Origin of the sequence: Streptomyces sp. NPDC002573 (assembly GCF_042889625.1) — a bacterium.
GTDB classification, from domain to species: domain Bacteria; phylum Actinomycetota; class Actinomycetes; order Streptomycetales; family Streptomycetaceae; genus Streptomyces; species Streptomyces gibsoniae.
This window is the reverse complement of the sequence record NZ_JBIARC010000102.1, coordinates 1-18,343: the sequence shown is the minus strand read 5'-3', so window position 1 is coordinate 18,343 and position 18,343 is coordinate 1. Positions and strand designations below refer to the sequence as shown.

Annotated in this window: 17 protein-coding genes and 1 pseudogene; 7 read left to right on the top strand and 11 right to left on the bottom strand. The window is 70.3% G+C overall.

What is annotated here, in order from left to right:
* Positions 1-113: 113 nt before the first annotated feature.
* From ACFYX0_RS42520 to ACFYX0_RS42470, 11 genes and pseudogenes are all read right to left on the bottom strand, one after another.
* The gene (locus ACFYX0_RS42520) at positions 114-824 is read right to left on the bottom strand and encodes an FAD-dependent oxidoreductase (protein ID WP_388979866.1); all 711 of its coding nucleotides are present in this window, start codon (positions 822-824) and stop codon (positions 114-116) included.
* Positions 821-2,179, bottom strand: coding sequence for an LLM class flavin-dependent oxidoreductase (locus ACFYX0_RS42515; RefSeq protein WP_388979865.1), 1,359 nt, complete (start codon positions 2,177-2,179; stop codon positions 821-823). The genes ACFYX0_RS42520 and ACFYX0_RS42515 overlap by 4 nt, the downstream gene beginning before the upstream one ends.
* Before the next feature lie 84 nt (positions 2,180-2,263).
* The gene (locus ACFYX0_RS42510) at positions 2,264-3,271 is read right to left on the bottom strand and encodes an ABC transporter permease (protein ID WP_388979862.1); all 1,008 of its coding nucleotides are present in this window, start codon (positions 3,269-3,271) and stop codon (positions 2,264-2,266) included.
* Positions 3,268-4,116: an ABC transporter ATP-binding protein gene (locus tag ACFYX0_RS42505; protein ID WP_388979860.1), complete on the bottom strand. Its 849-nt coding sequence runs from the start codon at positions 4,114-4,116 to the stop codon at positions 3,268-3,270. Before ACFYX0_RS42505 ends, ACFYX0_RS42510 begins: the two co-directional genes overlap by 4 nt.
* Before the next feature lie 4 nt (positions 4,117-4,120).
* Complete coding sequence (locus ACFYX0_RS42500) at positions 4,121-5,164, bottom strand: ABC transporter substrate-binding protein (RefSeq protein WP_388979859.1); 1,044 nt, start codon at positions 5,162-5,164, stop codon at positions 4,121-4,123.
* A gap of 163 nt (positions 5,165-5,327) precedes the next feature.
* Entirely contained in the window at positions 5,328-5,420 is a 93-nt protein-coding gene (locus tag ACFYX0_RS42495) for a putative leader peptide (RefSeq protein WP_388979858.1), read from the bottom strand.
* Between the two features lie 152 nt (positions 5,421-5,572).
* Positions 5,573-6,355: pseudogene (locus tag ACFYX0_RS42490) on the bottom strand (TSUP family transporter).
* Between the two features lie 30 nt (positions 6,356-6,385).
* Positions 6,386-7,615 (bottom strand): acyl-CoA dehydrogenase family protein, encoded by a 1,230-nt coding sequence (locus tag ACFYX0_RS42485; RefSeq protein ID WP_388979855.1) that lies wholly within the window; start codon positions 7,613-7,615, stop codon positions 6,386-6,388.
* A gap of 13 nt (positions 7,616-7,628) precedes the next feature.
* Positions 7,629-8,198 carry a winged helix-turn-helix domain-containing protein gene (locus tag ACFYX0_RS42480; RefSeq protein WP_388979853.1) on the bottom strand — a complete coding sequence of 190 codons (570 nt, stop codon included), beginning with the start codon at positions 8,196-8,198 and terminating at the stop codon, positions 7,629-7,631.
* 274 nt (positions 8,199-8,472) lie between these two features.
* A complete protein-coding gene (locus tag ACFYX0_RS42475) occupies positions 8,473-10,449 on the bottom strand; it encodes an FAD/NAD(P)-binding protein (protein ID WP_388979850.1) in 1,977 nt (658 codons plus the stop codon).
* Positions 10,446-11,453 (bottom strand): amino acid ABC transporter permease, encoded by a 1,008-nt coding sequence (locus ACFYX0_RS42470; RefSeq protein ID WP_388979848.1) that lies wholly within the window; start codon positions 11,451-11,453, stop codon positions 10,446-10,448. Before ACFYX0_RS42470 ends, ACFYX0_RS42475 begins: the two co-directional genes overlap by 4 nt.
* A 595-nt stretch (positions 11,454-12,048) precedes the next feature.
* Here ACFYX0_RS42470 and ACFYX0_RS42465 point away from each other — a divergent pair.
* The 7 genes from ACFYX0_RS42465 to ACFYX0_RS42435 all read left to right on the top strand — a co-directional run bounded on the left by ACFYX0_RS42465 (position 12,049) and on the right by ACFYX0_RS42435 (position 18,074).
* Complete coding sequence (locus ACFYX0_RS42465) at positions 12,049-13,185, top strand: LLM class flavin-dependent oxidoreductase (protein ID WP_388979845.1); 1,137 nt, start codon at positions 12,049-12,051, stop codon at positions 13,183-13,185.
* Positions 13,182-13,727 carry a GNAT family N-acetyltransferase gene (locus ACFYX0_RS42460; RefSeq protein ID WP_388979843.1) on the top strand — a complete coding sequence of 182 codons (546 nt, stop codon included), beginning with the start codon at positions 13,182-13,184 and terminating at the stop codon, positions 13,725-13,727. Before ACFYX0_RS42465 ends, ACFYX0_RS42460 begins: the two co-directional genes overlap by 4 nt.
* A complete protein-coding gene (locus ACFYX0_RS42455; RefSeq protein ID WP_388979841.1) occupies positions 13,724-14,680 on the top strand; it encodes an ABC transporter substrate-binding protein in 957 nt (318 codons plus the stop codon). The genes ACFYX0_RS42460 and ACFYX0_RS42455 overlap by 4 nt, the downstream gene beginning before the upstream one ends.
* Before the next feature lie 31 nt (positions 14,681-14,711).
* Entirely contained in the window at positions 14,712-15,734 is a 1,023-nt protein-coding gene (locus tag ACFYX0_RS42450) for an amino acid ABC transporter permease (protein WP_388979869.1), read from the top strand.
* Complete coding sequence (locus ACFYX0_RS42445) at positions 15,731-16,537, top strand: amino acid ABC transporter ATP-binding protein (protein ID WP_388979838.1); 807 nt, start codon at positions 15,731-15,733, stop codon at positions 16,535-16,537. Before ACFYX0_RS42450 ends, ACFYX0_RS42445 begins: the two co-directional genes overlap by 4 nt.
* A 38-nt stretch (positions 16,538-16,575) precedes the next feature.
* On the top strand, positions 16,576-17,559 hold the full coding sequence (locus tag ACFYX0_RS42440) for an ABC transporter substrate-binding protein (RefSeq protein WP_388979835.1): 984 nt from the start codon (positions 16,576-16,578) through the stop codon (positions 17,557-17,559).
* Between the two features lie 65 nt (positions 17,560-17,624).
* Complete coding sequence (locus ACFYX0_RS42435; RefSeq protein WP_388979833.1) at positions 17,625-18,074, top strand: LLM class flavin-dependent oxidoreductase; 450 nt, start codon at positions 17,625-17,627, stop codon at positions 18,072-18,074.
* Positions 18,075-18,343 lie beyond the last annotated feature (269 nt).

Genomic DNA, 18,343 nt, shown 5'->3' with positions numbered 1-18,343 from the left:
AGCAGCGCCCCGTCTGACCGTCACCCCGGAGGCGCAGAGCACTCCGGCGCTCCGCGCCTCCGACCCAAGGATGGCCTTCACCCCCGCCCTGAAGGACGGAGCACTGGCCAAGATCAGAGGTAGAACGCGGTCTTGGTCACGGAGGTGCCCTCGGGCGCGATGCCGTAGGCGTTGGAGAACTCCATCCCGGACAGCTCCGCGCCCGCCTCCGCAGCGAACAGCGCACCGTCGCCGGTGTTGACGTTGCATCCCAGCGCACCGCTGAGGAACGCGCAGCCGCCCGTGGCCAGCACGACCGCCCCGGCGCGCACCCGGTACGGCTGCCCGGCCTGCCGCCGGTGCCCCCGGGCCCCGGCGACCGCCCCGGAGGGATCGGTGAGCAGTTCGGTGACCGGGCTGTGGTCGAGGATGCGTGCCCCGGCCCGCTGCACGCGGATCCGCATCCTGCGCATGTACTCCGGCCCCTGGAGGCCGTTCCTGAGCTGCTTCCCGTCCGCTCCCGTCGGGAAGGGATAGCGCCCTGCCGCAGCCAGCTCGTTCACCCCGGCGTACGTCTGCTCCAGTACCCGGGCCATCCAGCGCCGGTCGGCCAGGTAGCCGCCCAGGGCCTCCCTGCTCGCCATGGCCGCCTCGCGCGCGGCGGGTTCCGGGGGGACGTACCAGACGCCCGTTCCGGCGGAGGCGGTGGCGCCGCTGGTGCCGCAGTAACCCTTGTCGGTGAGGACCACGTCCGCCCCGTCCTGGGCCGCCTTGAGCGCGGCCCAGGTGGCGGCAGGGCCGCCGCCGACCACCAGAACGTCCGCGGTGAGGTCGAGACCGGTCATACGGCGGCCACTCCCTCTCCTGTGGCGGCCGGTGCCAGCCGGTTGGAGGGGCGGGCCAGGCCGTAGTTCTCGCGCAGGGTGCGGCCGGTGTACTCGGTGCGGAACAGACCGCGCCGCTGCAGGATCGGCACGACGTGGTCGACGAAGTCCTCCAGGCCGCCCGGCAGATGGGGCGGCATGATGTTGAAGCCGTCGGCGGCACCCTCGGTGAACCACTCCTCGATCTCGTCCGCTATCTGCTCCGGCGTACCGGCGTAGACACGGTGACCCCGTCCGCCGCCGAGGCGGGCGATGAGCTCGCGCAGGGTGAGGCCGTCACGGCGGGCGAGTTCGGCGACGAGCGTGAAGCGGCTCTTGTTGCCGTTGATGTCCCGCTCCTCGGGCAGCTCGGGCAGCGGCCCGTCCAGCGGCAGTCCGGTCAGATCGGTGCCGAGCATCCCGGACAGCTGGGCCAGCCCGTACTCCGGGACCTGTAGTTCCGTCAACTCCTGCTCCAGGGAGCGAGCTTCCGCCTCCGTCGAGCCGATGACGGGCGCGATGCCGGGAAGCACCAGCAGCTGGTCCCCGGTGCGGCCGTAGCGGGCGAGCCGGGACTTGAGGTCCTTGTAGAAGGCCTGGCCGTCGGCGAGGGTCTGCTGGGCGGTGAAGACGGCCTCGGCGTACTGGGCGGCGAACTCCTTGCCGTCCTCCGACGAACCGGCCTGCACCAGCAGCGGGTACCCTTGCGGGCTGCGCGGTACGTTCAGCGGGCCCTGCACCCCGAAGTACTCCCCGCGGTGGTTGATCTCCCGCACCTTGTCGGTGTCGGCGTACACACCGCGCTCACGGTCGAGCAGGATCGCGTCGTCCTCCCAGCTGTCCCACAGCTTGGTGGCGACGTCGACGAACTCCCGCGCCCGCTCGTAGCGCAGCGCGTGCTCCAGGTGCTCGTCCTGGCCGAAGTTGCGGGCCTCGTTCACGGTGCCGGAGGTGACGATGTTCCAGCCGGCCCGGCCACCGCTGATGTGGTCCAGGGAGGCGAACTTGCGGGCGGTGTGGAAGGGCTCGTTGAAGGTGGTGGACACAGTGGCGATCAGACCGACGTGCTCGGTGACCGCCGCCAGGGCGGACAGCAGGGTGAGCGGTTCGAAGCCCCCGAGCGCGTTGTGCCGGACCTTGCCCCACAGGGCGAGGCCGTCGGCGAGGAAGACCGAGTCGAGCAGGCCGCGTTCGGCGGTCTGCGCGAGCTGCTGGAAGTAGCGCAGGTCGGTTACCCGTTCGGGCTGGGTTCGCGGGTGGCGCCAGGCGGCGTCGTGGTGGCCCGCGTTCATCAGAAAGGCGTTGAGATGCAGCTGACGGGGTCTGGGCGCGGTCATGGGGTTCCTCGGATCGGGGGCTGCGGGGCGAGCGGGTGACAGGGGAGAGGGGAGGGCGGAGAGGGGAGGAGTGATGGCGGCGGGTCAGCCGCCCGCGGGTACGCGCCAGGAGCTGAGCCGTCGCTCGACGGTCACCAGGAACTGGTTGAAGACAACGCCGATGGCGGAGATCGTGATGATGCCCGAGTACATCTGCGGGATCGCGAAGTTGTACTGCGAGGCGTTGACCAGATAGCCGAGGCCCGCCTTGGCACCGATCATCTCCGCGGCGACCAGCACCAGGATGGCCGCCGCGCCTGCCAGCCGGATGCCGGTGAACATCACCGGCACCGAGGACGGCAGGATGACCTTCTGGAACAGGCGGGGTGCGGACAGGTCCATCGACTTCGCCAGCTTCAGCAGGGTCGGGTCCACGTTACGGACCGCGCTGATGGTGTTGAGCAGGATCGGCCAGGTGCACGCGTACACCACGATGGAGATCTTCGAGGTCTCGCCGATGCCCAGCAGCAGGACGAACACCGGCAGCAGGGCCAGCGCCGCGGTGTTGCGGAACACCTCCAGCAGCGGTCCGAGGAGGTCGGCGATCGGCCGGTACCAGCCGATCAGCAGCCCGAGCGGTACGGCGACGGCTACGGCGATACCGAATCCGCTGAACGAACGCGCCAGGCTGGCACGCGCGTTGTCGGCGAGCTGACCGTCTGCGGCGAGCCCCCACCAGGCGTCGGCGACCTCGCTGAACGGCGGCAGGAAGGTCCTGTCCACCAGACCGGCTCGTGGCGCGATCTCCCACAGCAGGAGCAGGGCCACGATGGCCGCGGACTTGATCGCCCCCTTCAGCAGCAGATACGGCAGTCGGCGGACCGTGCGCAGCGCCGTCCGGCGGACACGGGCCGTGAGGGAGGGAGCCCGGCGCGCGTCCGGCGGTGATGAGGCGCCGGGCGCGGGCGCGGTGGATGCGCCGGCCTCAGGGGACATAGCGGACTCGGCGGACTTGGTGAGGGAAAGTGCCTGGACGGTTTCTGTCGTGTTCGCCGAGTCGGTCGCGAGGGTCGCGTCGGCCTTCTCGGCGGTCGTGCCGGTCGTGGAGCTCATACGGAGGCCTCTTCCTTCTCCAACTGCTGGGCCCTGGCCACCTCGTCGTGCAGCAGCGACCAGATCTCGTGGCGGTGCCGTGCGAACTCGGGGCTGGAGCGGAGGTCGTCCGTCGCCGTACGGGAGCCGAGGGCGACCGGCACGATCTGCTTGATCCGGCCGGGCCTCGACGTCATGACGGCGACGCGCTGTCCCAGGTAGACGGCCTCGTCGATGCCGTGGGTGATGAAGACGACGGTCTTGCCGGTGCGCTGCCAGATGCGCAGGAGTTCGTCCTGCAGCGACTCCCGGGTCTGGGCGTCCAGCGCGGCGAACGGCTCGTCCATCAGCAGCACGTCGGGGTCGTAGGCGAGGCTGCGGGCGATCGCCACCCGCTGCCGCATTCCGCCCGACAGCTCGTGCGGGTGGCGGTCCTCGAACCCGGTCAGGCCGACCAGGTCCAGGAAGTCCTGGGCAAGTGCGGCACGTTGGCGCCGTGGGACGCCGGTGGCTTCCAGGCCGAACTCGACGTTGCCCTGCGCCGTGCGCCATGGCAGCAGCGCGTACTGCTGGAACACGATGCCGCGGTCCAGGCCCGGCCCGGTGACGGGTTCGCCGTCCAGCAGGATCCGTCCGCCAGTGGGCTGGGTGAGGCCGCCGAGCAGCTCCAGCAGCGTCGACTTTCCGCAGCCGCTGGGACCGACCAGGACGACGAACTCGCCGTCCGCTATCTCCAGGTCGATACCGTCGAGGGCGGTGAACCGGGTGGCCTGCCCGGCCCCCGTTCGGTCCTTGACGGTGAAGTCCTTCCGTACGTCCTCGAACACGATCTTGGGCGTCGTGGATTGCGTGGTGGCTTCCGGCATGGGATCAGCTCCCGCTCTTCGCGGCGGAGGACTTCTTGTAGTCGTTGAACTCGTTGGTGTAGAGGTCCGACAGCGTGACCTGGCCCTTCTTGATGTCGCCCCGCTCGGCCAGCCAGTCGATCCACAACTGGAGTTCCTTGCCGCTGATCCGGCCCGCCGTCTCGGCGACGCCGTAGGACCGCCAGAACTTCAGCGGTGCGGTGTCCTCGTTGCGGCCGCGCTTCTTCACGATCTCCGTCATCCGGTCGACGACCTCGTCGTGCGGAGTGGAACGGGACCACTCGATGGCCCGCCCCACGGCGGTGACGAAGGTCCGGGCCGTGTCGGGGTTCTGCTTCAGGAAGCGGTCCGTCATCACGTACGTGCCGGCGCTGAACGCGCCGAGCAACTGGTAGTCCGTGAACAGTGGGCGGATACCGCCGCTCTCCAGTGCCTTGTCGCGCAGGATGCCGCCGAGTACGGCCACGTCGATCTGCTTCTGGCGCAGGGACTGCTCGGTGTTGACCGGGGGCACCACGAGCGGCTCGACCTTGTCGATGTCGGCCTGGGACAGACCGCCTCGCTGAAGGTAGATGTCGAGCATGGCCTCGGAGTGGGCTCCGAGGGTGTTCATCCCGACCTTCTTGCCGATCAGGTCCCGGGCCGAGCGGAGCGGGCTGTCCTTGAGGACGTAGAAGCCGTTGTAGGCGTACTTGTCGGCGCCGTAGTAACTGATGACGGCCTTGATGGGAGCGTTGTGGGCGGCCAGCTTGACGACCGCGCCGTTGAAAGCGCCGCCGAAGTCGACCTGACCCGTGGCCGCGGACTGGATGTCCTGCGGTCCGCTGATCGTGTTGCCGACCCACTTCAGCTTCACGTCCTCCAGATAGCCGAGATCCGCGGCCAGTTCGGGCAACGTGACCTGACCGGCCCAGCCCTGGTATCTCAGCGTCTTGGTCTGGTCCTTGGCGGACGGTGTTCCGGACGCGGTCGTGCCGCAGCTCACCGACACCGCCGAAAGACCGAGCAGGGTGAGGAAGTGACGTCGGGTCGATGCCGTCGTGGCCATGGCAGGTTCCTGTTCGGGAAACGGGGAAAGGAAAGGGCAGACGTCGAACGGCGGAGAAGAGGCCTCAGCAGAAATGGCTATGGTGAGGGCCGACGTCTGGTGAAAAAAGCAGCGGCTTGCGTAGAAGCCGACTGTGAAATGGAGCGAAGGGGAGCTGTGCCTGTCAGTGAGTGCGGCGACCGGCGGCACAGATGGCGCTGGCCTGACGTCGCAGATCGACGTGCAGGCGCGCGGCGAGGGTCTCGGACGTGCTCACAGCCACGAGAGTTGCAGCGAAATCCAGCCAGGTCAATGTCGCTTGCGTATGCGTCTTATGTTCTCAACGGTCCGACATGCCAATGAAGCGCGGCGTTCACAATTCTCTGGATGGGGGTGGCGTGGTGACTGCCGTTTGTGCCGCCACCGCCGTCAGCGCAGAGACTGCACGGCGTAGAGGGCACCGAGGGCGGTGGCCAGGGTGCCGAGCAGGAGACGCAGTGCCGTTTCGGGCAGCCGAGGTTGCAGGTGTGCCCCGAGGTAGCCGCCGATCAGTCAGCCGAGGCCGCAGGCCGGACCGAGGTACCAGTCAGGGGTGATGTCACCGGAGCCCGTCAGGGAGACCAGCGCGAAGGCCGCGGCCCCGGTCACGGAGGTGGTGAACGTGGAGGCGAGGGCGGCTGGTGCCACGCGGGCGACGGGCATACCCCGGCCGACCAGTATGGGGCCGAGGATGGATCCGCCGCCGATCCCGTAGATCCCGCCGACGACCCCGACGACGAGGGCCATTCCGGTGACGGTCCGGGACGAGGGTTCCGCAGCAGGGGCCGGCCGGGCGGGCCGGAGGGTGCGCCCGATGAGCCACCGGACCAGTGGCATCAGCAGAACGGCGACCAGAAGGCGGAAGACGGTGGCCCCCGGGACGGCGAAGACCCGTAGCACTGCGCCGATGACCACCCCGGGCAGCGTGCCGGTCACCAGGCGCCGCGTCAGCGGACCGTGCAGCAGGCCCTCGCGGTGGTGGCGCAGCAGGGCGCCGGGCGCGGCCACCACGTTGAACAGCAGATTGGTGGGCGTGACGGCCGGGCTGGGCACCCCGAGGACGCTCAACTGCACGGGCAGCATGAACACCGCACCCGACACCCCCACGGGCGCGGTCACCACCGCTATGAGCAGGCCGACCGCCAGCCCGGCCAGCCCCGTTGGCCAGGTCACGGCAGGCCTTTGAAAGTCCCCGCCTCCCGGTCAGGCGGGCAGGACGAACGGAGGGTGGGCGCCGTTGAGGAAGTACTCTCCGACGTCGCGGAGCCGGTGGGCGACGGGCTCGTACAGGGTGTGGGTCCTGGCATTGCGCCAGAACCGGTCGAAGCCCAGCCGTGCGGAGGTGGAGCGGGCGCCGATGATGTCGAGGGCGCGGGTGGTGGACTCCTGCGCTGCCCGGGCTGCGGCGGTTTCGGCCATGGCCACGAGGGCGGAGATGTCCGCGCATTCGTCGTAGGTGAGGTCTTCGCCGCGCTCGAGGCCGCCTCGCACGGCTTCCAGTGCTTGATCGGTGAGTGCGGACACGGAGTGGGTGAGGACGGTGAGTTCTCCGTAGGCGGCCTGCACCTGCGGGTCGTGCGGGGTGCCGGTCGGCCAGGCGGGGTGCCAGGGTGCGTGGCCCGTCCTGCTGTACTCACGGGCCTCGGCGAGCACGCCCTCGGCCATGCCGAGAAGGAGCTGGGCGGAGAAGAGACGCCCGACCGGAGATGCCAGGGCGGCCCGGGGCGACAGCAGGTCCTCGTCCGCGGACAGGGAGCCGAGCACGTCGTCGGCACCCACCGGTGCGTCGTCGAACTCCACGCTGCCGCCGGCCGCGAGCCGCTGGCCGAAGGTGTCGGCATCGCCGTCGATCACCACACCGCGACGGGCGGGATCCACCACGACGGCGAGCGGTTCACCCGTGTCCTCCCGCACGGCGCGCACGGCGAGACGATCGGCGACCAGGACCCCGGTGGTGTAGCTCTGCCGACCGTTGAGCACCTGTCCCTTGGAGGTCCTGGCCAGCATCAGAGGCGGCTCCTGACGCGCGAATCCGCCGCCCCAGCACCACTGTTCGGCTGCGGACCGCTCTTCTATCTGCGCGGCGAGTGCGGGCCCGGCGAAGAACCGGGCGCTCCACGACAGGAAGTAGTGACAGCCGAGCAGCTGACCGATCGCGCCGTCGGCCGCGGCGATCTCCCGGACGACGGCGTAGGCCGTGGGCCAGTCCGCGCCGCCTGCCTGGGACTCGGCCGGCGTCAGGAGCGTCAGCAGTCCCGCCTCGCGCAGCCGGGACACCTCGTCGACCGGGGCCTTGCCCGCCTGCTCCCTGGCCACCGCGTCCGTGGCCAGGTCGTCCGCCGCCTCGCGGGCCACGCGCAGCCAGTGGGTATGGCCGGGCCCGGTCCGGTCGAACAGCGAGGCGGGGCGGGAGGGCGCGGAGGCAGGGCCCATGGAAGTGGTCTCCTCAAGGTCGGCCGCAGAGCGCGGCGGTGGAGCTCTCCTGCTGGCCGGGCACGTACTTGTAGCCCACGCGCCGGACGGTGACGATGCGGTGCCGGTGAGCTTCGCCCAGCTTGCGGCGCAGGCGGGCGATGTGGACATCCACGGTGCGGCCGTCGCCGATGTGGTCGTAGCCCCAGACGGCGGCCACCAGCCGATCACGCGTCTGCACGTGGTGGGGATGCTGAACGAGATGCGCCAGCAGCTCGAACTCCAGGTAGGTGAGGTCGAGTTCACGTCCGTCGACCTCGGCGACATGTCGCGCCGGATCGATGCGGACGACGTCGTCTGCCGTCCGCCGGACAGGGGCCGGGCCTGCGGCGGCGACCGGTCGGATCTCCGGCCGCGGCCTGTCCTTGGCGAAGAGCTCGGTGGGATCGGTGCCCTCAGGGACGAGCACGAGGTAGCCGACGAGCGGCGCGGAAGTGCGTCCCTGGGTGTCTCTCCGAGCGGAATCGTCCACCAGGCGAAGACGGGGCGTGTCGGAGAGGAGCGGATCGTGTGGGGTGGCCTGGGCCGGAAGTGCCGTGGTCATGGCGGTTGTCCCTCAGAAGTGTGTCGGGCCATCAGGCGCAGTGGGTGCATTCGCCGGATCGCCTGGGAAAGGGGGGAAGTGGAGCGGCACGGGCGAAGGTGCGAGCCGTGTGCCTTACGCGTGGCAGCAGGCGGCACTGACGACGTGACCAAAGTCGACATGCCGACGACGAACGAGTCGTTGCTGCTTACGGGACATGTTCACCATCTTGTGCACCCCCGGCAGACGCCGTCAAGGCTTCCCTAGTAATTCCATAGGAAAAGTAGGGAAGGTCTCACACTCTGAGAGGTCGGCCGTCCACCAGTGACGTTGCCGTCTCAGCCTCGGTGGCGCTCAGGGCACGCAGGAGCGCGCGGGCGACCGCGTCGTTCTGGCGGAAGGCCGGCGCGTTGATGCGAGGGCGGGCGAAGGCGGCGACGGCCCGGCTGTTGGTGGGGGCGCCGAGGGCGATGCGGCGGGGGTGGGCGCTGTCGAGGGACGGGTCGAGGACGTGACCGTCCGTGGGGGAGACGGCGAGCAGGCCGGAGCGGTGGGTGTGGGTGGGGTCGGCGATGACCTCCTCGGCGAGTGCGCCTTCCCGATACAGGCCCCGCAGGAGCGGGTCCTCGGTGCGGGCCAGGGAGGGGCCCGGCAGGTACGCCTCGATCAGGGCCGTGGCGTGGGTGGTGTGGCCGGACACGGTGGGGCTGGTCGCGGTGAAGGTGCCCCTCGTCTCGTCGGTGGCGATGCGGATACCCGCCCCCAGGAAGTGGGCGATGCCGGCCCGGGACAGCGCGAGGAGTTGGCGCAGGCGGAAGCCGGGCGGACCGCAGGCGAGGAAGCTGAAGAAGCCGTGCCACCAGCCGTCGAGGTCGTCGGCGACCGAGCGGGCGGTGAGCCGGCCGGAGGCGACGAGGCGGGGCAGTTGGCCGTAGACGGAGAGCAGGGCGAGGAACGCGCCGAGGTCGGCACTGAACGCCTGGTCCTCGCGGCGGGCGACGTCCCGGGCGATGTGGTCGCGCAGGTGCTCCTGGAGGGCCTCCGGCGCGGCGAACACGAGGCCGTCCAGCGGGCGGTCCAGGACCTCGAAGTCCAGGCGGTCCACCGGGTCCGGTACGGCCACGGCGACGAGGTCGGCCATCTCGGCGTCGTACCAGCCCAGGCGGTCGTACGCGGCGACGAACTCCGGCCAGGGGAGGGCCGTGCGCTCGGGGTGGGCGTGGAAGAGCTCGTGGTAGTGGCCGAAGCCGATCTCCTTGGCCATCAGCGGCCACACGTCCCGCCGCAGGTCCAGCGGCCGCCCCTCGGCGAGCAGCGCGTCGACCGCCTCGGGGCCGAAGTGGCGCGGCAGCGGAGGCCGGGGGCCCTGGAGGCGGTAGCGCGTCTTGGAGTGGTACGGCACCCCGCGCCGCGATCCGACGTGCAGGACGGGCTCGCGGCCGGACGGGAGGTAGGTGAGGGTGCCGTCGGCCTCGGTGCGGTAGGTGCCGCCGCGGCCCTCGGTGAGCAGGGTCATCAGGTCGATGGAGGCCAGCCCGAAGCCGCGCAGGATGACGTGTTCGCCGGGTCGCAGCGCGGACAGGTCGGCGTCGGCGGTGAACTCCGGCGGGAGGTGGAAGCGGCCGTGCCGGCGGGCGAAGTCGGCGTGGTCACGGTGCTCGGCGGCGGGAGGGGAGCCGAGGTGTCCCTGGGCCAGGATCACCAGGTCGGCGGTGAGCGGAGTGGCTCGGTCGGCGAGGTGCACCTGCTGCGGGCCGTCCGGGGGTCCGGTGACGGCGGTCGCGGTGGTGGGTTGCCACTCGACCGTGACGGTGGGCGGCAGCTGGGCCAGCGTCCTGCGGAACACCCAGTCCAGGTAGGCGCTCTGGGCGCGGCGGGTGGGGAAGTCGGACCCGTCGAGCGTGCGCAGTTCGGCGAGCACCTCCGGGTCGGCGGGTTCGGCGTACGGGGCGTGGTGCGGGCCCCTGCCGGAGAACTGGGAGGCCCACTCGGCGAGCGAGGGGCCCGGCTGTACCGGGCCGTCGATCGTGGAGGACTCGTCGGTGAACATGGTGACGTCCTCGGCCATGGAGTTCATCCGCAGCAGCGCCGACTGCTCGTGGCGCCAGATGCGTCCCGGGCCGGGCGGATGCGGGTCCACCAGATGGATGCGCAACTCCCGTACGTCGTCCCACAGTTCGGATGCGTTGGCGGCGATCCGCTCCAGCAGGCCCGTGGCGCGCGGCCCCGCGCCGACGACGACCAGGACGGCCGGCGAAGGGGTGCTGCTCACCGGTCACCGCCGATCGCCGGGCGGGCGTCGGCAGCGGTCGCCGCGCTCAGTCGGTGGCGTACGGCGGTCAGGTGGCCGCGCAGCCGCTGCAGCGGGGTCGGCGGCAGGGCGCGGGCGTTGCCGCGCGCGTAGTACCGCTCGACGTAGAACTGGCCCACGCTGAGCACTGTGGTGACCGCGATGTACCACAGGGTGGCGACCATCAGCAGCGGGATGACCTGGTAGGTCTGGTTGTAGATCAGCTGCACCGAGTACAGCAGGTCGTGCACGGCCAGCACGCTGACGATGCTGGTGCCCTTGAGCGTGCCGATCAGCATGTTCCCGGCCGTGGGCACGATCGAGCGCATCGCCTGGGGGACGACGATCCGGCGCAGGGTGCGGCGTCTGCTCAGCCCGAGTGCCTGTGCGGCCTCGGTCTGCCCGGAGTCCACGGAGAGGATGCCGCCGCGCACCACCTCGGCGGCGTACGCGGTCTCGTGCAGGGTCAGACCGATGACGGCGGTCAGGGTGGGGCCGAGGAGGTTGACCGTCTTGACGGTGAGGAACTGCGGGCCGAACGGGATGCCGAGGCCGATAGTCGGGTACAGGGCGCCGATGTTGAACCAGAACAGCAGCTGCACCAGCAGAGGCGTGGACCGGAAGATCCACACATAGCCCCAACTCAGCGTGCGCAGCACAGGGTTGGCCGACAGCCGCATCACCGCGAGCACGGTGCCGAGCAGGAAGCCGAGCACCATCACCACGGCGGTCAGCCACAGGGAGAGCAGCAGTCCGTCGAGCACGGCGGCGGTGGTGAAGTACCGGCCCACCACGCTCCATTGGAAGGCGTCGTTGCGGACGACGGAGTTGAGCACCATCGCGAACAGCAGCAGCGCGGCGGCAGCGGTCGCCCAGCGGCCGAGGTGCCGGCGCGGCACGATCCGCGGCACGTCGGGGCCAGGCGCGCTCGCCCGTTTCGGGGGTTTCGTCGCAGGGGCCGGCGTGACTTCGGAAGGCGTGACCATCGAGAGGCTCTCCGGGGGAGGGGATCGCAGGCGTGGGTGACCATCCGGTGGCACTCGCAGGGAGCGCAACGGCACAGGCGCTGCGTGCGTACGGTGCGGCCGGGGCTCGGCGTCGTCACATTCGCCGCGTCCCTCAACGCGGCCGGAGAGGCTGCCGCGCAGGGCGGCCGATCCGCTGTCGATCGTATGTGCCCAGGGCATCGATGTGTCAACAGCGCCCAGAGCAGCGCCAGCCCCGGTCGGTCCGGCATCCGGGCGCTGCTTGACGAGCGCCACGATGTACTGCTCAATTAGTCGCATGAATGCCCAGCAGCGCTTGGTCTCGCGCGATCACATCGACTTCGGTCGGGTGTGGTCGGCCGCGTGTTGCGCCTGACTCGGCAGCGGGCCGTCTGACCGGCCCTTCCCTCCCTCGGTGACCCCGTCGCGGGCCGAGTTCTCTCCTCACGCGCGCTGCCGCAGCTCTGCTTCTCCCGACGCTCGACGTCGTCACGACTGCACCGACCCGTCTGCCTGACGGTCTGTGCGCTCACGCCTGCACGCAAGGCAATTCCGTCATGCCTGCGTGTCGCCGCACCCTGAAAGGCCATCTCCCATGCCAGTGGAGTTCCTCGGCATCGCCGCCACCAACGACGGCTCCGAAACCACCCCGCGCTCTGGCCCCGCGTTCGACAAGGAGTACACGCTCCGGCTCGCCCGGACCCACGAGGACCACGGGTGGGACCGGGTGCTGTTCGCCTACGGCTCCGGATCGCCGGACCCCGCACCGGCCGCCGCGTACATCGCGAGCAGGCTGGAACACCTGCAGATCCTGCTCGCCCACCGGCCCAACGTGTCCTATCCCACCTTCGCCGCCAAGACCTTCGCCACCCTCGACCAGATCAGCGAGGGCCGGCTGACCGTGCACTTCATCACCGGCGGCAACGACCACGAGCAGGGCCGCGAGGGCGACACCCTCACCAAGGACGAGCGCTACGCCCGCACTCTCGAGTACATCCGGATCGTCAAGAAGATCTGGACCACCCACGAGCCCTTCGACCACGAGGGCGAGCACTACCGCTTCCACGACTTCGTCAGCGACGTCTTCCCCGTCCAACAGCCCCGCCCGAACGTCTCGTTCGGCGGCTCGTCCCCTGCCGCGTACGCCGCGGGGGGCGCCGAGGCCGACATCTACTGCCTGTGGGGCGAGCCCCTTGCGAAGACCGCCGAGCAGATCGAGAACGTCAAGGCCGCCGCGAAGGCCGCGGGCCGCACCGACGTGCCCCGCATCCAGGTCGCCTTCCGCCCGATCATCGCCCCGACCGAGGAGCTGGCCTGGGAGAAGGCCCACCGCACGGTCGGCGCGATCAAGGCCCGCAAGGAGAAGGGCGAGGCGATCACCAAGCGCCACAACGGCCACGCACAGCCCCAGAACACCGGATCGCAGCGGCTGATCGCCATCGCCGAGGCAGGGGAGCGCTACGACCGCGCCCTGTGGACCCCGACCGCCGCCGCCACCGGCGGCGCGGGCAACTCCAACGCCCTGGTCGGCACCCCCGAGACAGTCGCCCAGGCGCTGCTCGACTACTACGACCTCGGCGTCGACATCCTCTCCGCCCGCGGCTACGACCTGCTGGGCGACGCCATCGACTTCGGCCGGTATGTGATCCCGATCGTCCGCGAGGAGGTCGCCAAGCGCGACGCCGAGCGGGCGGCACGCGGGACGCAAACCCTTGCGGCGGTGGGCGAATGACCTCCGTAGCCCAACCGCCATCCTCAACAGTGAATGTGACGGTGCTTCATGTCCCTGTCTCCGACCCGCGCGTGAGACCCCTGCTGCGCGAACTCGGCCACGAGTACTCCACGCGCTACGGCAAGGACGCCCACGCCGAGATCTCCCGCTACCCCGACGAGGAGTTCACCGAACCGTACGGCGGCCTGCTGCTCCTGCTGCCGGAGCACGGCGAGCCCGTCGCGGGCGGCGCCTTCCGGCGGTACGACGCGACCACCGCCGAACTGAAGCGGATCTGGACCCACTGCGCCCACCGGCGGCGTGGCCTCGCCCGACGGGTCATCGCCGAGCTGGAACGCGAGGCGGGCACACGCGGCTACCGGCGGATCTACCTGACCACCGGGCCACGCCAGCCGGAGGCCCGCGGCCTGTACCTGGCCACCGGCTACACACCGCTGTTCGACACCGAGGCCGACCCGGAAACCATCGGCCCGCTGCCCTTCGAGAAGCATCTGCCGGCCGAAGCACGCACAGCACGCACGGGAAAGGCAGCCGACCTGTGAACCTTCGCCCGATCAGAACCCGCCTGCGCATCGCCGCGACCATCGCGCTGCTGCCCGTAGTGGCGCTGACCGCGTGTGGCTCCGGCGACACCTCCGACACCACACCGGCGGGCGCTCAGGCGTCCCCCGCGCCGACCGACGACCCGGTCGCCGCCGTACGCAAGGTGGACTCCGCCGCCGCCCTGCTGCCCGCCGGCATCCGCGAAGCGGGCACGCTCCGCGTCGGCAGTTCGATCGGGTTCCCGCCCGGGGCGTACTACCCGAACGGGCAGGACAAGCCACCCGCCGGCCAGGACATCGACATCGCCGACGCGGTGGCCAAGGTCCTCGGCGTGAAGCTGGAGCGGCAGGACGCCTCCTTCGAGACGATCCTGCCCGCCCTGGGCAGCGGCAAGTACGACTTCGGGACCGGCAACTTCGGGGTCACCACCGAACGCTTGAAGACCATCGACTTCGTCACCTACATCAACGACGGCCAGGGCTTCGCGGTGAAGAAGGGCAACACCGCCCTCGGCAAGAAGGTCACCGACCTCACCCAGCTGTGCGGGCTGACCATCGGCACCGGCGCCGGCACCACCTTCGAAGCGACCCTCACCGCGCAGAAGGGCGTGTGCGCCAAGGCGGGCAAGAAGCCGTACGACGTGAAGGTCTACTCGGAGAACGCGGCGACCCTCACCGCACTCCAGCAGGGCCGTATCGACGTGATCATGTCGACCATCAACGGCCTGCGCTACCAGGCGGCCCAGCCCGCCTCTCAGAGCACCTTCCTCGGCGAGTTCCACCGCCTCGACGTCGGCTTCGCCTTCAAGAAGGGCTCCCCGCTCACCAAGGCCTTCCAGGCCGCCGTCAACGAGCTGATCAAGGACGGCACGTACGCCCGGATCCTCAAGAAGTGGGGCACCTCCGCCTCCGCGATCGACGCGTCGCGGATCAACCCGCCCGAGCACACCTGAGAGTTGAGCAGGAACGTTCACGATGTCCACGCTGCCATCCACCACCGACACCGCGCCGCCCGGCGCGGACACCCCGGGCACCGGCCCCGGGGCCCCGCCCGCCTCGGACGATCCGGCCTCCCTCAAGGTCGTACCCGCCCGCCACTACGCCCGCTGGGCGGCGGCCGTCGCCGTGATCGTGCTGGTCGCCCAGTTCGTGCACGGTCTGGCCACCAACCCGGTCTGGGAGTGGGGTGTCTTCCGCGACTACGTGCTGTCCGAGACGATCGTGCAGGCGGTGTGGGTGACCCTTCAGCTCACCGCGTACGCCACCGTACTGGGCTTCCTCCTGGGCACCGTCCTGGCCTTCATGCGGCTGTCGCGCAGCCCGGTGCTGCAGACCGTCGCCTGGACCTACATCTGGATCTTCCGGTCCATCCCGATGATCGTCCAGCTGGTGTTCTGGTTCAACCTGAGCGCCCTGTACGAGAGGCTGGGCTTCGGCATCCCCTTCGGCCCGGTGTTCTGGTCCGTCGACAGCAACAGCATCATCGGCACCATGGGCGCCGCCGTCATCGGGCTGACGCTGCACCAGGCCGCCTACGCCGCCGAGATCGTGCGCGGTGGTGTCATCGCCGTCGACCACGGACAGCTGGAGGCCGCCGCCGCACTGGGCATTCCCCGGCTGCGGCAGATCCGCCGGATCGTGCTGCCGCAGGCCATGCGCGCCATCCTGCCCACCGCAGGCAACGAGATCATCGGCCTGCTCAAGGGCACCTCGGTGGTCTACGTGATGTCCATCGGCGAGCTGTTCTACCAGGTGCAGGTCATCTACGGCCGCAACGGCCGGGTGATCCCGCTGCTGCTGGTCGCCACCGCCTGGTACGTGGTGCTGACCTCCCTGCTGTCCATCGCGCAGTACTACGTGGAGCGCCGCTACGCCCGGGGCGCCAACCGCACGCCGCCGCCCACCCCGCTCCAGCGCGCCCGCCGCTTCGTGCGAACCCTGCGCGCGGCCGCCGCCCAGCGCAACCAGCCCGTCATACCCCTCAAGCCCTTGGGAGACAGCCGATGAGCGACGTGACGGTGGCCGTCAAGGACGCGCAGCCGACGGTCGACGATGTGATGGTGGACGTCCACGGCGTCCACAAGAGCTTCGGCCCGCTGGAGGTGCTGCGCGGCGTCGACCTGAAGGTCCGCGCCGGCGAGGTCACCGTGATCCTCGGCCCGTCCGGCTCAGGAAAGTCCACGCTGCTGCGCACCATCAACCACCTGGAGAAGGTCAACGGCGGCTGGATCAGCATCGACGGCGAACTCATCGGCTACCGCCGCTCCGGGAGCAAGCTGCACGAGCTGAAGGAGAAGGACGTCCTGAAGCAGCGCACCCACATCGGGTTCGTCTTCCAGAACTTCAACCTCTTCCCCCATCTGACCGTCCTGGAGAACCTGATCGAGGCCCCCGTCTCCGCGCTGCGCCGCCCGCGCAAGGCAGCGGAGGAGACCGCCCGCCGGCTCCTCGACCGGGTCGGCCTCGCCGACAAGGCCGTCGCCTACCCCCGGCAGCTCTCCGGCGGCCAGCAGCAGCGCGTGGCCATCGCCCGCGCACTCGCCCTCGAACCCAAGGTGCTGCTCTTCGACGAGCCCACCTCGGCGCTCGACCCGGAACTGGTCGGCGAAGTCCTCGACGTCATCAAGGACCTGGCCCGCACCGGAACCACCATGATCGTCGTGACCCACGAGATCGGATTCGCCCGCGAGGTCGCCGACACCGTGGTGTTCATGGACGGCGGAGTCGTCGTGGAGCAGGGCCCGCCCACAGCCGTCCTGGACGACCCGCAGCACGAGCGCACCCGCGCCTTCCTCTCCAAGGTCCTCTGACCAGCCCTCACCCCTTTCCGCAAGCAAGGAGCACGACCATGTCCACCTCGATCACCCGCCGCATCGCCGCAGCCGCGCTCGGACTCGCCACCGCCCTCGTCCTCGCCGCGTGCAGCAACCCCTCCGACGGCGGCACGACCGAGGTCGCGGCCACGTCGGGCAGCAAGACGAAGATCAACATCAGCCCGGACCAGAACCGCATCACCACCGACAAGGTCGACTCCATAGCCGCCGAGGTCCCGGAGAAGATCCGCAAGAGAGGCACCCTGGAGATCGTCGACTCGTCCGGCTCCGCCGCGCCGCTGACCTTCTTCGCCACCGACAACAAGACCATCATCGGCGTGGAGCCCGACATCGCCACTCTGGTCGCCGACGTGCTCGGCCTCAAGCTGCACATCAACACGGTCTCCTGGGAGAACATCTTCGTCGGCCTGGACAGCGCCAAGTACGACGTCGGGTTCAGCAACATCACCGTCACCGAGGAGCGCAAGGAGAAGTACGACTTCGCCACCTACCGCGAGGACAACCTGGGCTTCGAGGCGAAGAAGGGCAGCGGCCTGAAGATCACCGGGCCCGAGGACGTGGCCGGCAAGACCGTCGCCGTCAGCAGCGGAACGAACCAGGAGAAGCTGCTCATCGAATGGAGCAAGGAGAACGAGAAGGCCGGCCGCAAGCCGGTGAACATCAAGTACTACCAGAACGACAGCGACACCTACCTCGCCCTCCAGTCCGGCCGCATCGACCTCTACCTCGGCCCCAACCCCACCGCCGCCTACCACGCGGCCACCACCGGCAAGAGCGAGGTCGTCGGCACCTATTCCGGTGCCGGCGCCACCCTCCAGGGCCTCATCGCGGCCACCACCAAGAAGGACAGCGGCCTGGTCAAGCCGCTCGCCGACGCCCTCAACCACGTCATCGACAACGGCACGTACGCCAAGGTGCTTCAGCGCTGGGGACTGTCCGACGAGGCCGTGACCAAGTCCGAGATCAACCCGCCCGGCCTGCCCAAGACCAACAAGTAGCCGACCCGGGGTGCGCAGGCCGTACGACGCCTGCACACCCCCGCCTTCGTCCAGGACACGAGGTCATGCCCCGCGAACTCCACCTCTCCATCGCACTCGGCGGGGCCGGCCACCGCCCCGCCGAGTCCCTCAACGCCGCCCACTGGACGGACCTGATCAGCCTCGCCGAGCAGGGCACCCTGGACTTCGTCACCGTCGGCGGCTCCCCCGCGCCACCGCCCGACGACAGCGCCGGCCGGTTCGACGCGGTGGCCATACTCGCCCGCGCCGCGCCCCTGACCACCAGGATCCGTCTGGTCCCGGCGGTGACCACCACCCACACCGAGCCCTTCCACACCTCCACCGCCCTGACCACCCTCGACCACGTCAGCGAGGGCCGGGCCGGCTGGCTGGTCGACGTCTCCAGCACCGAGGCCGAGGCCCTCGCCGTGGGCCGCCGCGGGGTCGCGCCCGCGGCAGAGCTGTGGGCCGAGGCGGCCGACACGACTCGGACGGGCAGTGGGAGATGGCCGTGAGCCACGCCGACGTCGTACTTCTGGACGCCTATCAGCCCTCCACGGCCTGGCTCGCCCGCGGGGCGCTGCTGCGCAGGGTGGCGGAGACCGGACGTTTACCGGAGGCGCTGCAGGGTGATGGTCCCAGTCACGGTCGATCTCGGGGGTGGCACCGGGCCCGGTGCCACCCCGCCCGAACCGCGCCTCACCCGCGCCGCCGCGGCCCGCGCCGGGCGGCTCGCCGACGGGCACGAGGCCCCCCGCGGCGGGTTGCACCTCCTGCCGACCAC

Coding starts and splice junctions, on each gene's coding strand:
- ACFYX0_RS42520 (WP_388979866.1), bottom strand. CDS start 824: ATGACCGGTCTCGACCTCACCGCGGACGTTCTGGTGGTCGGCGGCGGC.
- ACFYX0_RS42515 (WP_388979865.1), bottom strand. CDS start 2,179: ATGACCGCGCCCAGACCCCGTCAGCTGCATCTCAACGCCTTTCTGATG.
- ACFYX0_RS42510 (WP_388979862.1), bottom strand. CDS start 3,271: ATGAGCTCCACGACCGGCACGACCGCCGAGAAGGCCGACGCGACCCTC.
- ACFYX0_RS42505 (WP_388979860.1), bottom strand. CDS start 4,116: ATGCCGGAAGCCACCACGCAATCCACGACGCCCAAGATCGTGTTCGAG.
- ACFYX0_RS42500 (WP_388979859.1), bottom strand. CDS start 5,164: ATGGCCACGACGGCATCGACCCGACGTCACTTCCTCACCCTGCTCGGT.
- ACFYX0_RS42485 (WP_388979855.1), bottom strand. CDS start 7,615: ATGGGCCCTGCCTCCGCGCCCTCCCGCCCCGCCTCGCTGTTCGACCGG.
- ACFYX0_RS42480 (WP_388979853.1), bottom strand. CDS start 8,198: ATGACCACGGCACTTCCGGCCCAGGCCACCCCACACGATCCGCTCCTC.
- ACFYX0_RS42470 (WP_388979848.1), bottom strand. CDS start 11,453: ATGGTCACGCCTTCCGAAGTCACGCCGGCCCCTGCGACGAAACCCCCG.
- ACFYX0_RS42465 (WP_388979845.1), top strand. CDS start 12,049: ATGCCAGTGGAGTTCCTCGGCATCGCCGCCACCAACGACGGCTCCGAA.
- ACFYX0_RS42460 (WP_388979843.1), top strand. CDS start 13,182: ATGACCTCCGTAGCCCAACCGCCATCCTCAACAGTGAATGTGACGGTG.
- ACFYX0_RS42445 (WP_388979838.1), top strand. CDS start 15,731: ATGAGCGACGTGACGGTGGCCGTCAAGGACGCGCAGCCGACGGTCGAC.
- ACFYX0_RS42440 (WP_388979835.1), top strand. CDS start 16,576: ATGTCCACCTCGATCACCCGCCGCATCGCCGCAGCCGCGCTCGGACTC.
- ACFYX0_RS42435 (WP_388979833.1), top strand. CDS start 17,625: ATGCCCCGCGAACTCCACCTCTCCATCGCACTCGGCGGGGCCGGCCAC.